Source organism: Paenibacillus koleovorans NBRC 103111 (genome assembly GCF_004000845.1).
GTDB lineage: Bacteria > Bacillota > Bacilli > Paenibacillales > NBRC-103111 > Paenibacillus_AA > Paenibacillus_AA koleovorans.
Window position 1 is genome coordinate 30,571 of sequence record NZ_BIMA01000055.1, and the last position, 13,823, is coordinate 44,393.

Below are 13,823 nucleotides of genomic sequence, written 5' to 3' on the forward strand. Positions count from 1 at the left end.
TGACTGCTTGGATGTGCGAATAAGGACAAGCCTGACCATTAGTTCTTGAAATGCTCGCACAGGACGCGGATCGCCGCGCTCTGGATAATCGACTTGCCGTATTCCTGAAGGACGGCGGATGTGACGGACGTCGCTTCGCCGAACTCGGACAAGATCGCGATCAGCGCTTGAAACTTGGTCTCTTCCAGCTCGGAAGGGTCCATCTGCAAAATCCACTTGTTCTTATAGGAATACAGGCTGCCGTCCTCTAGTCCGATACCGGCTACTACTCTGGCGGCCCGCAGCAAATGTTCGAAATCTGAAAAGGCGAAAGCGACCATATCGCTCTGTTCGAGGGTAACTTCCATTTCGTAGACGTCTTCGGCTTCTTCCTCGTCCAGTACTTCGCCGTCAGCGCCTACATGAACCTTGCCTCGCGTCACGATGACGACCATGCCTTGTGCAGGCAGGGCGAAAACTTCGACTGCAAGCGGTCCCGTAGCGTCGAATCCTAGTTCTGTATAGGCTTGTTCCATCATTTCGCTGAATAGCTCGTGCACCTTCGGGATTTCGCGCCACATGTCTTCCTTCTGGATGCCTCGCTCTTTCAAGTCGTCGAAAGTTAGGAAAATCCTTATCTTATCCACGCTCAATCGTTCGATCTTCATGACAGGACCTCCCTCTCCATATCTGATTATTAACAGATTATGAAATCGTAGAAAGAATGGTGAACGAAAGATCAGGCTTGTATTATGTATGTTATCATTTTTTTCACTTCATTGCACGAAAAAAAGTGAGGATCCGTATGGTATTAAGGGAGGTCTGAACATATGTATGACGGAAATTCACGCTAGATACGAGCTTGCATAAAAAAAATCCGAACTCCCCGGATCCAAGGAATTCGGATTTGCTGCTTGCGGTTAAGGAAAGGAAATCGAGCCTAAATTAGCCGGACTGCGCTAGTGTGCTTGGCTGTGGATCATTTCGTCCACTTGCTTCTTCAGCTCCGGATCGCCGTCGACGAATGCTTTGACTTGATCCAAGCCGTCCCCGATCTCGGGCTCGATTTTGTCGAGCTTGTCCATTTTGTGCGATGCCGCCCGGCGGACTTGATTGCCCTTGTCCTTCATGTTGTCCATCATCCTGTCCGCTTGATGGGAAATCGCCGCGAACGTCATATGTTTGCCCCGGCGGTTCCAGAACATAATGGCGCCGGCGCCGACGAGACCGCCCAGCAGAAACGAACCGAACCTCATCCTGGTCTCCTCCTATCGTGGTAAAATGGCGTTTCGTCAGTAGTGTTCGCGCTTCGGATGCCGGACATGCCTGATAAAAATAGGAAGCTGTACGGGGGCTAACGGAAATTCGCGCGTGATAAAATAAGAAAAAGCTACTCGTTCAGGATGGAGTGATCAGATGAGCTACTTAAGAAAGCTGATGATAATAGCCGGTGCTGCGGTCCTGCTTGCAGGCTGTTCAGGATATACCGACAGCGCTGACCAGACTCCGGCTTCCACTATAATCCACGCATCCCCGTTGCCTGCTCTTGTACAGCTGTCTTCCTCGACGCCTGCAGCTTCACCCACCCCCACTCCCACTCCCACTCCACTGGCTTCGGCAAGCCCGTCGCCGACGCCACGAGCGGAGTATCGACTGAACGCGAACTATGACGTCGTGCCCCTCGACCCGAACGGCAACAAAAAAGTGGTGCTGCTTACGTTCGACGACGGTCCGAAGGATCGGGAGCTGAACGAGAAGCTGCTGGCGACGCTGGACAAACATAAAGCGAAGGCGATTTTTTTCGTCAATGGCTATCGCGTCAAGCAGAATCCGGATCTGCTGAAGCTGTTGCATGAGCGGGGACAAGTGATCGGCAACCATTCGTGGGATCATATCGACCTGAAGCTGGAGAAGCCCGAAGTCGTCGACAAGCAAATTCGGGACGTACAGGAGCAGGTGCAAGCGTTGATTGGCGAAAAGCCGGTATTTTTCAGGCCTCCCTATGGATCGGGCAGCGACTACGTACGCCAGCGCGCGAAGGAAGAAGGGTTGCTGTATATGACTTGGTCGAACGGCTCCGAGGATTGGGTCGCCAAGTACCAGACCCCTCCTGCCGTCATCCAGCGCGTGCTGGAGCAGCTTCACTTCGGGAGCAACATTCTCATGCATGAGCTTCCCTGGACGGCCGAAGCGCTTGACGAGCTGCTAACCCGTCTGGAGGAGCGGGGCTATTCATTTGTTGATCCGAGAACGATTCAAGGCGTTCACTAAGGCGATTCATCAAAAAAACCGCCCCAGCAGGACGGTTGCTATAGCGCTATAGATCTACCATATACACCTTGTACCACACGACCATACCTGCAATCAGCACAAACAGCAGCAGCACCAGGCTGAAATGAAACCAGCGGCTCCACTTGGCGGGATCGTGAGGGTGAATCACCCTCCTGGGCGGCAGCCTTCTCTCGTCTTCGCTAACCGTTTCCAGTCGATCCATAGAGCCCAAGACCGTATGCTTGGAGTCCCCCGTCATCTAGCTTTTCCTCCCATAACGAATTATGCATCCCATCACAAAATCTATAATAAAATGGGCGACTATCGGTGTCCATAGGGTATTAGTCTGAATATAGATCCAGCCTAGGCCATAACTGATACTAAAGACCAGGCCGGTCATCAGCCAATGCTTCAAATAGCGGATATGGATGGCCGCGAACAGGATGCTGGTCCAGTATGGCCCGAACGCATGCTGGATCGCTCCTCGAAACAACAGCTCCTCGCAGACGGACACGATGAACGAAATCACCGCGATATGCCACAAGGCTCGTTTGCCGAACAGCAGCTGGTTGATGCCTCCGTCATCCGTCACTTCCTCCGGCACGAAGCGCCCTATTAACGCGTCCACTCCAAGCACGACAGCCGCGAATAGGACACCCCATAGCGCGAACTCCGCCCCTTCCGGCAGCCGGAACAAATGAATCGGATTGCGAGACTGAAAAAATAGAATCGCGATGCCGACAATTAATGTAAGGACTTGCGTGACGTATAAATTCAGGATCAGCAGTTGATCCGTCAGCTCCTGCGCCTTCACGACACGGAACTTGATTTGCTTGAAGTTGAATTTTTTCATGCCGCTCCTATGTTTGCACGGTTCCCTTTTCGGAAAAATTCCCCTATACTAGTTTACGACACTGTACAAGGAGCTATTTTATGGAAAGACGACTCAACCGCGCGGATTATTTATTTTCGCTCTTCACTGTGTTTTTGCTTGTCTGTATTGCCGGGGCGTTTTTCTATGGAGTCAAAATCGGCCGCGAGAAAACGGAAGCCAAATATGCCGTCATCATGAAAAACCAAGAAGAAGCGGCACGTATTCCAGGCGCCTACGATCAACAGTATTTGGTCTCGTTCTATCACTCGGTGCTGTCGCCCTATCGGGAGTTCCAGCTCAAATGGTTCGAGCAGCTGAAGCGGCTGGAGCAAACGTCCCCTTCGCTGGATCCGTCCGATGTGATGAAGGACTTGAGCCGTCTGGCTTCGCAAAAGGTAAACACCGCTTCCAAGGTTGCCATGTCGAGCTCGTCGCCTCTGTTAGTGGAAGCCCAGCAAAACTACATGAAAAGCTTGCAGCTGTTCGCCGACACGCTGCAGAAATACCAGAGCAAGGCGAACGGAATGGCGCCGACCGCATTAGTCGCGGAGCTGGATAAAGACGCCTTCCTGACGGAAGCGAAACGGTTCGCCCTGCAAGGACAGCAGCAGTTCTACACCGCCATGACCAAGTGGAATGAAACGATGGAGCCGAAAATTCCTGGACTGGAATCGCTATCCAAGACGCCGCTAACAGTCAAGGAATGGGCGGGTATGAGCCTCATCGTCAAGAACAATGCCTCCGCCAACCTGGTGCTGAACAGCCGGTGGTTCGCTCCGGTCTATCCGCAAGACATCACGTCGCGCATCGAAGAGCTGATCGCATCCGGACAAGCCAAGAAAATGAATCTGAACGACATCTCCGCCATTGTCGACATGCTGCTCGGCACGAATGCCGTTCGTCAAGGCGACTTCATCCAGAGCAAGCTGAAATATTACAACGGCGAGACCTTGCCCCAGCTGCCATTCTTCGCGGAGCCCTGAGCCCGAAACTAGTCGTATTGGAAGCCTCGCAGCTCGGCGAACGCCGCCATGCCGCCGTTCACGTTGACGACGTTGTCGAACCCCCGCTCGGCGAGGAAATGACTGACCGTCTCGCTGCGGACACCGTGCGCACAAATAATGAACAGCTGTCCTTCGCGAGAAAGCTCCTCCAGACGGCCGGGGATCGTGTTCATCGGCATCAGGATACTCTCATCGAGATGGTAATAGTCCCATTCGTAGCGCTCTCGTACGTCGACGATCATTCCCTGTTCGGGCGACCAGGCGTTAAGCTTCTCGTGAAACGCCTTTGGTGAAATATACGCATAGCTCATCTTTTGGTTTCTCCGCCTTCCTGCCGCCTTCCTGGCTGCGGGATTTTTTCTTTTGTGTAAACTGGCGTATGCTTATACAGTAACAATAGCGAAAATGAAGCCATTGTTCAACAAGCCGCAGCCGGTAAAAAGAACGTTCCACCCGTTCCCGGCGCAATTGTGAAGATTGTTTGACGAATGGGAGAGCGCGGGGAATTGTTGTCACAAATATGTCTTTAAATGATTGACAGCGCGAAACCCGCATGGTACAGTAGGTAACAAAGTTGAACTCGTTATTGGCTGTGACGGAGACTCCGATAAATGATCATCTTGCAGAAAGCCGGTGGACGCTGCGAACCGGTAGCTGATCTTATCCTTTCCACTCCCGAGCCACCTCGCGAAAACTCGCCTCTCGGCGAACGAAGCGAGGTCGGTCCCAAGACCGTTATCTCTTGTTCGGTTGCGATCGGCATGACCATGATCCCAACCGGCTAAGGCCGCTTGCGCAAGCAAACCGGCAAATTAGGGTGGCACCGCGAACCAAACTCTCGTCCCTTCATACGTCCTAGTCGTCGTATGGAGTTCGAGAGTTTTTTTGCGATTTCTTATTACATTTTCAGGGAGGCAATCACAGCATGTACAAAGTGTTAGTATCGGATGCAATAAGCGATCACGGCTTGCAGCAATTAACGGATGCAGCCGACGTGGTGTTGGACAAGAAAACGGGACTGAGCGAAGATGAGCTCGTCGCCATTATCGGCGGTTACGACGCGCTGCTCGTACGCAGCCAGACGCGCGTGACGAAGCGGATTATGGAGGCCGGCACGAATTTGAAGGTGATTGGCCGCGCCGGTGTCGGCGTCGACAATATCGATCTTGACGCCGCCACGACATGCGGCATCGTCGTCATCAACGCTCCGGACGGCAATACGATCACGACCTGCGAGCATACCTTCGCCATGATGATGGCACTCGCCCGCCACATCCCGCAGGCTTACCGCAAGACGGTCGAAGGCGTCTGGGACCGCAAGTCGTTCCTCGGCGTCGAGCTCCGCAACAAGACGCTCGGCGTGCTCGGCCTCGGCCGGATCGGCACCGAAGTGGCGAAGCGAGCGATTGCGTTCGGCATGACGATCCTCGGCTACGACCCGTTCATGAGCGAGGAGCGCGCCTCCAAGATGGGGATCAAGCTGTCCAGCGTGGAAGAGATTATTCGCAACGCGGATTTCATCACGGTGCATACGCCGCTCACTCCCGAGACGCGTCACATGATCTCGAAGCCGCAGTTCGACATCATGAAACGCGGCATGCGCATCGTCAACTGCGCCCGCGGCGGCATCATCGACGAGCTGGCGCTGGTCGAAGCGATCGACGAAGGGATTGTAGCCGGCGCCGCCTTCGACGTGTTCGAGGAAGAGCCGCCGCGTCCGGATCATCCGTTCCTGGCACATACCAAGATCGTCGTGACGCCTCACTTGGGCGCCTCTACGGTAGAGGCACAAGAGAACGTTGCGATCGACGTATCCGAGCAGGTGCTGAATATTTTGCGCGACGCGCCATTCAAGAACGCCGTGAACATGCCGCCGATCGCCGCGGAAGTGCTGAACAAAATTCAACCGTACTTCAACCTGTGCGAGAAGCTGGGCCTTGCGCTGGCCCAAATTACCGAAGGCGCCGTGCAAGAAATCAAAATTCATTACTCCGGCGATATCGCCGAATTCGATACGAATCCGCTCACTCGTTTCGTGCTGAAGGGCGTGCTGTCGCATCACCTCGGCAAAGAGCAAGTGAACATTGTAAATGCAACCCATCTAGCGAAACAGCGCGACGTGAACGTCGTCGTCGAGAAAGCTTCGACCGTTCAGACATTCGCGAACATGGTTACCGTCACGCTCAAGACGAAGGACGAAGAGCGCTGGTTGTCCGGCACGATGCTGGCGGGCTACGGCGAGCGGATCGTACGCTTCGGCCCTTACCCGGTCGACATCGCGCCGGAGGGCAACATCCTGCTCATCTCGCACAACGACAAACCCGGCATTATCGGGAAAGTCGGCACGCTGCTCGGCAACAACGACGTCAACATCGCGACGATGCAAGTGGGCCGGACGGACATGGGCGGCTCGGCCGTTATGCTGCTTACGATCGACAAGCATACGCCGAAGCATGTGCTCGACGAGCTCGGCAAGCTGCCGGAGCTGAAGCGCGTACGCGAGATCGTCCTGTAAGCTACATTGTGCAGGGTGCTGCGCAGGCTTAAGATGTTCCACGATTAACAAGATTAATTCGGTTGTTTCAACAAAAAAGGATTTTTCCGATCCAGTTATCGGAAAAATCCTTTTTTCCTATGCGGAATGATTAGGAATGGTGATGGAAAATGTCGTCCCCTTGCCCTTCTCGCTTTCGGCCGAAATCGTGCCTTGATGCGCCTCCACGATGTTCTTCACGATAGCCAGACCGAGTCCTGTACCGCCGGAGCCGGCGCTTCCCCGCGTTCGAGCTTTATCCGCCTTGTAGAACCGTTCGAATATATAGGGCAAATCCTCCTGCGGAATCCCTTGCCCTTCGTCTCTTACCTGCAGCAGCAACATCGGGTTCCCTCCCGCGCTCTTCTGCTCGACCGCTCTTATTTCCACATGCCCGTCTGAAGTACTGTGACGAATGGCGTTGTCCAACAAGTTGGTGAACACTTGCTCGAGCCGGTCCTCGTCGCCCTTCTGCAGCTCGAGCCGATCGGGCTCGAAGCGGACGAGCAGCTGCAACCCTTTGTCCCTGGCGAGCACCGAGAACTTGCGCTGCACGCGGCTCACGAGCGCATTCAGATCGACCGGCCCGAACTGCATCTCGAGATGGCCGGCTTCCATACGGGCCAGATCGAGCAAATCCTGCACGAGCCGGCCCATCCGCAGCGACTCGTCATGGATCACCTGAGCGATGTCATGTCGCTCCTCCGGCGTGGAAGCGATGTCGTCGAGGAGCGCCTCGCTATAGCCTTGGAGCATCGAGAGCGGCGTCCTCAGCTCGTGCGAGACGTTGGCGACGAAGTCTTTGCGCAGCTTGTCGAGCTTGAACTCCTCCGACACGTCGCGCAGTACCGCTACAGCGCCGCGCAGAGCCTCTCCGGAGTACAAGGGGGCCATCACAACGGAATAGACGGCGGCGCGTACCTGTATCGTGGACACCTTCTCCCGTCCCTCCTGCAGCACCGCGTCGTACAACGGCTGAAGCGGCGCAGGCACGGCCCCGCCGGCATCCTCGGACCAGCCCAACTCTCTCCATTCCTGCACGAGCTTCTCGCCCTTCGGGTTCGTCAGGATGACGGCTCCTTTGGCGTCTAGCGTCACGACCGCGTCCGTCATGCTTCGCAGCACGCTGGCGAGATGCTCCTTCTCATGATTAAGCGCATGGATCGTCTCGTCGAGGCGGCCGGCCATATGATTGAACGCCTTCGCCAGCTCGCCGATCTCATCGCTGGAGCTTGCCGGAACTCGGGTCCGGTATTCCCCCATCGTGATGAAGTCGGCCGCTTTTTTCATCTGCAAGAGCGGCTGCGTAATCCGGCTCGAGAGGAAAAACGCGAACAAGGTGGTGAGCAGAAAACCAACTACGCCTGCGATTAAAAATAAGTTCCGGAAGTAGGCTTGCGTATAGCTGAGCGTCATCTGCGATTGATAAATGAGCACGACGCCGCCCGGCATATCAGGCTGGGGCACGGCAACGGCCAGAAACCGTTTGCCGCTCTGCGGATCGATGAAAATGCGTTTCTTCGGCTCGCCCTTGAGCACGGCATTCAGATCGTCTTGTGTGAAAATGTCGATCGCCTTGAATATCGGCAGTTGCATCGTCCCAGGAGCGGAGAACCGCTCGCTCAGCTTGGAGTCCAGCACGACGGCGGCGGCATCCTGCGCCGCCAGCAGCTCATTGACGGCGTTCATGTAGCTGACGTCGTCCGTATGGTTGCCTAAGTCCACAGACACTTTGGAGGCCAGTTTTTGCAAACTGACCTCCTGGTCTTTCGAATTCGCGAAGCTCGTATTTAGAAATTGCCCCATGAAAATCCCGTTTATCAGCAGCACAACTGCGACCAACGCGATGATCGTCATCCATAGCTTGCCTACGACGCTTTTCCACAGTCTCACGTTATTTAGGCACCTCGAGCTTGTATCCGACGCCCCACACCGTTGTGATCATGGAGGCGGCATCCGCGGACACTTTGTTCAATTTCTCGCGCAGCCGCTTCACATGCGTATCGACAGTCCGCAAGTCGCCAAAAAACTCATAGTTCCATACATCCTTCAGCAAATCCTCGCGCGAGAACACTTTGTCCGGCGAAGAAGCCAAGTAATGCAGCAACTCGTATTCCTTTGGCGTCAGCGCGACTTCTTGACCGCCCGCCGTAACCCGGTGAGCGTCATGCTCGATCAGCAAGTTCGGGAACACGATATTGTTGCTCGTATTGAGCGTCTCTTTGGCCAAATACGCCGTCGCCGAGGAGCGGCGAAGAATCGCCTTGACCCGATAGATCACCTCGCGCGGGCTGAACGGCTTCACGACATAATCGTCGGCGCCTACCTCGAACCCTTGCACGCGATTCGCCTCTTCGCCCTTCGCGGTCAGCATGATGACCGGCGTCGCCTTCACTTGGCGCAGCCGGGTGCATACCTCGATGCCGTCCATCCCCGGCAGCATCAGATCGAGCAGCACGAGATCGAAATCCTTGTCCACCGCCTTGGCGAGAGCCGACTCGCCGTCCTCCGCCTCCTCGATCGAGAAGCCTTCCTTCTCCAAATACATGCGCAGCAGGCGGCGAATTCGTTCCTCATCGTCCACGATCAAGATGTTCGCTTTCATCTCCGACATGAGCTTGACCTCCTTTGAGCTTGAGCTCTCTTGCTAGACGCCGGCATAGGAATGCAGCCCGGCAATGATCAGATTCACTCCGATAAGCGTAAACATAACGATAATAAAGCCGATGACCGACATCCAGGCCGACTTGCGGCCGTGCCAGCCGCGGGACAAGCGGAAATGCAGGTAGGCGGTATAGAATAGCCATGTGATAAGCGCCCATACTTCCTTCGGATCCCAGCCCCAGAAGCGGCCCCAAGCCTCCGACGCCCAGATCATCGCGAACACGAGCGCTCCGAGGGTGAAGACCGGGAATCCGATCGCAATCGCGCGGTAGCTGATCTCGTCCAAATCTTCGGCGTCCATCCCTTGCATCACCGGGTTGATCGCGGCGCCGATCGGCTTGCGCAGCACGAGACGCGCCAAGCCGTACAGGACGCCGGCGATGATGAACGACCAGATGACCGTGTTCAGCTTGCGGCCGGCATTCACTCCGTTCATCCAAGACGGAGCGGTCAGCAGCGGCTTGTCCACCCCGAGGAACGAATCCATCTTCACCAAATTGCTGTTGTAAGGCTTCACAATCGGCGGCAGTACGTAGTCGACGAATTCCGTCGCCGTTACTTCTTGACCGGCTTTATCGATCTGGACCACTTCCCGGCTGAATTGCGCCTCATAGCCGATGCCTTTGAAAGCAAAGACGCCGACAATGAACGACACAATCAGCAGCACGGTGAAAATGGTAAACTCTACACCGCGGCGTTCCCGACGTGACTTCGCGCTGTCTTCCTTGTAGTCTACCACCCGAATCAAGTACATCAGGCCGGCGGCAAATCCAACCGCGAAGAACGCCTCCCCCGCGGCCGCAGTCGTCACGTGAATTTTCAGCCAATAGCTTTGCAACGCCGGAATGAGCGGTTGGATATCATGAGGGAATACCGATGCATAAGCCAGGATGATGAAGCCGACCGGCATCGCGAACACACCGAGCACCGGTTGCTTATAAATTAAGTAGACGATAATGAAGGCGACCATCGTCATCATGGCCAGGAACGTCATGAATTCGAACATGTTGCTCGTCGGGATGCGACCGGCCGCCGCCCAACGAGTGAAGAAGAACGTGATGTGCGTGACGAGCCCGAGCACCGCCACCCCGAACGCAATGCGGCTCCACAGCCGTACATGCTCGTGAGGCTCGCGTGCGCTGAACCGTTTGCCGGTAATCGAGATGACGAATATCCCGAACGACAAGCAATAGAAAATAAATGAAAACAATAAAAACGTGCTGCTGACCGACTCTAATGTCACGACGACCTCACCTCATTCGCAAGCTGCTTCGGGTCCGTATCCAGCCCGATCGCGCGCAAGGCGGAGGCGGTTTCGTTCCGAAGGCCGTACCAGTTTTTGTTCGTATGGGCTCCGAGCGTCACTTGATTGCCGCCGTCAATCCGGAGCCAGATGCGGCGATGCTGCCAGTAGAGGCCCATGACAACGCCGATGATGAAGATGGCCGAACCGATCCAGATGTAAGGCAGCGCCTTGTCGACCCGAATGTTCAAGTAGCTCGTGTAGTTGGCGATTTCCACATCGTTCATCGAGTTCGCGGAAATTTCCCAGTTGCCGCCGATTGCTCCGTTGATCTCGTCCTGCCGGAAGTTAACCTTGTCGATCTCCCGCGGGAAATAAATGTAGCTCTGCCCTTCCTTCGGCATGTCCGGTCCTGACATGGAGAAGATGAAGGCCGGCGCGTTCGACTCGTTGGACTTCGTCATCGGCAGCCCTTTGGCATCGAGCCCGAAATCCGGGAAGTAGCCCCGCAGAGAGAGCTTGTAAGGGCCGGCCGTGTATTCGGTCGACGGGTTTTTCATTTGCAGCTTGATCGGGCCGAATTGCTCGCCGGTCTTCTTGTTCTTGAGCATCGGCGAGACCGAGATGAGCTGCGGCGTCTCCGAGAAGTCGAACTGGTAGGCCAATAAACCTTTGTAATTGAGAGGTTTGTTCACGAGAATGTCATGCCGCGCCACTTCCTTCAGCACCGGCTCCCCCGTCTTGCTGCCGCAATTGCTCAGGCATTCGTAGAGCACCGCCTTCGTCTCGAACGTCTTCGGGATCGTCTGGTTGCGCTGGCGGAATTGCTCGGTCATCTCGTGTTCCTCATAGTAGACAACCTGGAATTGCTCGTTTTTCAAATAGTAGCTCGTATCCGGAATTTGCAAAGGCTGTCCTTCGACGAAGCCCATGTAATGATCCATGCTCCAGCCCGGAATGCCTCTCGCCAGTACGGCCAGCAAGAAAATAATAAGTCCGATGTGATTGATGTAAGGCCCCCAACGGCTGAAACGATGTTTCTCCGCAAGCAGCGCCGTCCCGTCTGTATGCACCCGGTAATGCTTCTTGCGCAGTTGAACGGCCAGCTTCTCGATCCATTGTTCGGCGGGCTTGTCTGCTTGCGCGGCATCGGCTCCGGCTGTCGCAGCGAATGCCAGCTCCGTGGCGAACGTCACGCGCTGTCTCCGCAGAAATTGCATATGCTTGCGGATTTGCTGTTTGCTGAGCGCCCGATACAGCGGCAGCACGCGGTCCAGACTGCAGATGACGAGCGAGGTGCCGATCATGACCAGCAGCCCGATAAACCACCAAGAGCCGTATGTGTCGGACAATCCCAAAGTATAATAAATCGCGCCTAGCGTACCGTATGTCTGCTCGTAGTAGACGGCCGGATCGATGTTCAGAAACGTATTCTCCTGCGGATAAATCGTTCCGAACGCCGCCCCGACCAATGTGGCTAAAATCAAATAAATGGCCACCTTCACCGAGCTGAAAAAGTTCCACACTTTGTCCAGCCAGGAAGGATTCGCTTTCTGCGACCGACGCGCCACCCCGTCATAACGCATCTCCAGCACTTCTTCGCTCGTATCTTCGAACAAAGGCTTGCCGCAAGACTCGCACAGCACCGTACCGACATGGTTCTGATGGCCGCATTCGCATTTCGTGTTGCTGATCACCCGTCCCTGCTCCCTTCCGTCACTTATTCAGTATGGCTGTCAGCGTCTGCTCGATGAACGCTTCCGTCATCTCGCCTACGTGAATTTTCTCGATCTTCCCGTCCCTACCTATGAAGAACGAAGTCGGATAGCTCACAACACGGTAGCGATCCCTCATTCGCAATTCGTTGTCGAACAGGAGCGGAAACGTCAAGCCGTACTGTCGGCCGAAGTTCTGCACGGTTATCGGGCTTTCGTCCAGATTGAGTCCGAGCACGACCAAGCCTTTGTCCTGCCACTTGGCGTACTGGCTCTGGATCGCGGGCATTTCCTTGTAGCACGGCTCGCACCAGCTGCCCCAGAAATTGACGAGCACGACACGGTCCTTGTAATCCGACAGCGAGTGGTTCTTCCCGTCAGCCCCCATTAACGTAAAAGCAGGAGCGGTACTCCCTTCCCGCGGAATCGGATCCTTGGAAAACAAGCTGCTCCCGATCGTATAACCGCCAATCAGCAATACGGCGATAAAAATGATGATTTGGATCCGTTTCCTATTGTTGCCCATCACTCATCACCTTCAAACTTGAGAATTCCGCAGGCGTCGCCGCCCTGAATCCATTATAGCGAACTTGGCCGCTTCCTAATCCGTTCCTTTATGAACATTATGTGACTCTAAAACGCTGTCGCGAAGCTCTTTTACTTGGGCCGGCGTCAGCTTGCGAGTCTTGCCTCGAGGCAGTCCGTCCAATTGCAGGGAGCCGAACTGAATGCGCTTAAGCCGTTGAACGGGAAAATGGATCGCATCGAACATCCGGCGCACCTGGCGGTTGCGCCCCTCATAGATGGTGATGGTGATAACCGCTTCTTTTCTCTCCGGATTGACGTCCTGATATTCCACTTCAGCGGGTGCCGTCATGCCGTCTTCGAGTTTGATGCCATTGCGCAGCTTGTCCATTAAAGTTCCATGCGGCGTCCCTTCGACGGTGACTTGATACGTCTTCGGCACGTGATGCTTCGGATGGGTGAGCAGGTTCGCCAGCTCGCCGTCGTTCGTGAGCAGCAGCAGCCCCTCGCTGTCATAGTCCAGCCGGCCTACCGGGTACACCCGCTCGGCGATGCTCTTGGTGTAGTCGGCCACAGTTTGGCGGCCTTCAGGGTCGGTGATGCTGGTGATGACGCCTTTCGGCTTATTCAGCACGTAGTAGACAAGCGTCTGTTGTTTGATCGGCTTGCCGTCCACGGTGATGACATCGGCAAGGGGGTCCACCTTGGCCCCTAGCTCGGTAATGGTGATCTCGTTCACTTGCACGCGTCCGGCCGTTATGTATTCCTCGCACTTCCGTCGAGAGGCGACGCCGGCATGCGCCAGCACTTTTTGCAATCGTTCCATCGGTTCATTCAGCTCCAGCTTCTATAAATTACTTTAATATTACCTATCCGGGGGTTAATTCACAAGTTATGTGGCGTTAGAGTACAGTTTGGCGCGTGGGGAGGGCAGGCAGCTAGGTTACGATCGCTGTTGAAATCTTGTGCCTTGGATGGAATAGGTTAAGGTGGGCACAAGATTTCAAAGGCGACC

14 protein-coding genes are annotated in these 13,823 nt (G+C 55.1%); 3 read left to right on the forward strand and 11 right to left on the reverse strand.

What is annotated here, in order from left to right:
• Window positions 1-38: 38 nt before the first annotated feature.
• Window positions 39-647 carry a genetic competence negative regulator gene (locus tag PKO02S_RS18425; protein WP_127585313.1) on the reverse strand — a complete coding sequence of 203 codons (609 nt, stop codon included), beginning with the start codon at window positions 645-647 and terminating at the stop codon, window positions 39-41.
• 291 nt (window positions 648-938) lie between these two features.
• The gene (locus tag PKO02S_RS18430; protein WP_127585314.1) at window positions 939-1,235 is read right to left on the reverse strand and encodes a YtxH domain-containing protein; all 297 of its coding nucleotides are present in this window, start codon (window positions 1,233-1,235) and stop codon (window positions 939-941) included.
• 160 nt (window positions 1,236-1,395) lie between these two features.
• Between PKO02S_RS18430 and PKO02S_RS18435 the strand changes: the two genes are divergently transcribed.
• Window positions 1,396-2,250, forward strand: a complete 855-nt coding sequence (locus PKO02S_RS18435; protein ID WP_127585315.1) for a polysaccharide deacetylase family protein — start codon at window positions 1,396-1,398, stop codon at window positions 2,248-2,250.
• A gap of 46 nt (window positions 2,251-2,296) precedes the next feature.
• On the opposite strand, the gene PKO02S_RS18440 is transcribed toward PKO02S_RS18435, so the two are convergent.
• Window positions 2,297-2,509, reverse strand: a complete 213-nt coding sequence (locus PKO02S_RS18440) for a hypothetical protein (protein WP_127585316.1) — start codon at window positions 2,507-2,509, stop codon at window positions 2,297-2,299.
• Window positions 2,510-3,103: a type II CAAX endopeptidase family protein gene (locus PKO02S_RS18445; protein WP_127585317.1), complete on the reverse strand. Its 594-nt coding sequence runs from the start codon at window positions 3,101-3,103 to the stop codon at window positions 2,510-2,512.
• A gap of 80 nt (window positions 3,104-3,183) precedes the next feature.
• Between PKO02S_RS18445 and PKO02S_RS18450 the strand changes: the two genes are divergently transcribed.
• Window positions 3,184-4,107: a hypothetical protein gene (locus tag PKO02S_RS18450; protein ID WP_127585318.1), complete on the forward strand. Its 924-nt coding sequence runs from the start codon at window positions 3,184-3,186 to the stop codon at window positions 4,105-4,107.
• A gap of 8 nt (window positions 4,108-4,115) precedes the next feature.
• Here the strand turns inward: PKO02S_RS18450 and PKO02S_RS18455 are convergent, their stop codons facing one another.
• A complete protein-coding gene (locus PKO02S_RS18455) occupies window positions 4,116-4,439 on the reverse strand; it encodes a rhodanese-like domain-containing protein (protein WP_127585319.1) in 324 nt (107 codons plus the stop codon).
• 614 nt (window positions 4,440-5,053) lie between these two features.
• On the opposite strand from PKO02S_RS18455, the gene serA reads away from it, so the two are divergent.
• Window positions 5,054-6,643: a phosphoglycerate dehydrogenase gene (gene serA / locus PKO02S_RS18460; protein WP_127585320.1), complete on the forward strand. Its 1,590-nt coding sequence runs from the start codon at window positions 5,054-5,056 to the stop codon at window positions 6,641-6,643.
• 117 nt (window positions 6,644-6,760) lie between these two features.
• Here the strand turns inward: serA and PKO02S_RS18465 are convergent, their stop codons facing one another.
• The 6 genes from PKO02S_RS18465 to PKO02S_RS18490 form a co-directional block, all read right to left on the reverse strand.
• Window positions 6,761-8,554, reverse strand: a complete 1,794-nt coding sequence (locus tag PKO02S_RS18465; RefSeq protein WP_127585321.1) for an ATP-binding protein — start codon at window positions 8,552-8,554, stop codon at window positions 6,761-6,763.
• Window position 8,555: 1 nt separating this feature from the next.
• Window positions 8,556-9,275 (reverse strand): response regulator transcription factor, encoded by a 720-nt coding sequence (locus tag PKO02S_RS18470; RefSeq protein ID WP_127585322.1) that lies wholly within the window; start codon window positions 9,273-9,275, stop codon window positions 8,556-8,558.
• A 33-nt stretch (window positions 9,276-9,308) separates the two neighbouring features.
• Complete coding sequence (gene ccsA / locus PKO02S_RS18475; RefSeq protein WP_127585323.1) at window positions 9,309-10,568, reverse strand: cytochrome c biogenesis protein CcsA; 1,260 nt, start codon at window positions 10,566-10,568, stop codon at window positions 9,309-9,311.
• Window positions 10,565-12,265: a cytochrome c biogenesis protein ResB gene (resB, locus tag PKO02S_RS18480; protein WP_127585324.1), complete on the reverse strand. Its 1,701-nt coding sequence runs from the start codon at window positions 12,263-12,265 to the stop codon at window positions 10,565-10,567. Before resB ends, ccsA begins: the two co-directional genes overlap by 4 nt.
• Window positions 12,266-12,284: 19 nt before the next feature.
• Window positions 12,285-12,809 (reverse strand): redoxin domain-containing protein, encoded by a 525-nt coding sequence (locus tag PKO02S_RS18485; protein ID WP_127585325.1) that lies wholly within the window; start codon window positions 12,807-12,809, stop codon window positions 12,285-12,287.
• Window positions 12,810-12,884: 75 nt separating this feature from the next.
• Window positions 12,885-13,634 carry a pseudouridine synthase gene (locus PKO02S_RS18490; protein WP_127585326.1) on the reverse strand — a complete coding sequence of 250 codons (750 nt, stop codon included), beginning with the start codon at window positions 13,632-13,634 and terminating at the stop codon, window positions 12,885-12,887.
• Window positions 13,635-13,823 lie beyond the last annotated feature (189 nt).

Excerpts from the sequence above, each read along its gene's own strand:
- PKO02S_RS18425 (WP_127585313.1), bottom strand. The coding sequence starts at position 647 with ATGAAGATCGAACGATTGAGCGTGGATAAGATAAGGATTTTCCTAACT.
- PKO02S_RS18430 (WP_127585314.1), bottom strand. The coding sequence starts at position 1,235 with ATGAGGTTCGGTTCGTTTCTGCTGGGCGGTCTCGTCGGCGCCGGCGCC.
- PKO02S_RS18435 (WP_127585315.1), top strand. The coding sequence starts at position 1,396 with ATGAGCTACTTAAGAAAGCTGATGATAATAGCCGGTGCTGCGGTCCTG.
- PKO02S_RS18440 (WP_127585316.1), bottom strand. The coding sequence starts at position 2,509 with ATGACGGGGGACTCCAAGCATACGGTCTTGGGCTCTATGGATCGACTG.
- PKO02S_RS18445 (WP_127585317.1), bottom strand. The coding sequence starts at position 3,103 with ATGAAAAAATTCAACTTCAAGCAAATCAAGTTCCGTGTCGTGAAGGCG.
- PKO02S_RS18450 (WP_127585318.1), top strand. The coding sequence starts at position 3,184 with ATGGAAAGACGACTCAACCGCGCGGATTATTTATTTTCGCTCTTCACT.
- PKO02S_RS18455 (WP_127585319.1), bottom strand. The coding sequence starts at position 4,439 with ATGAGCTATGCGTATATTTCACCAAAGGCGTTTCACGAGAAGCTTAAC.
- serA (WP_127585320.1), top strand. The coding sequence starts at position 5,054 with ATGTACAAAGTGTTAGTATCGGATGCAATAAGCGATCACGGCTTGCAG.
- PKO02S_RS18470 (WP_127585322.1), bottom strand. The coding sequence starts at position 9,275 with ATGTCGGAGATGAAAGCGAACATCTTGATCGTGGACGATGAGGAACGA.
- PKO02S_RS18485 (WP_127585325.1), bottom strand. The coding sequence starts at position 12,809 with ATGGGCAACAATAGGAAACGGATCCAAATCATCATTTTTATCGCCGTA.
- PKO02S_RS18490 (WP_127585326.1), bottom strand. The coding sequence starts at position 13,634 with ATGGAACGATTGCAAAAAGTGCTGGCGCATGCCGGCGTCGCCTCTCGA.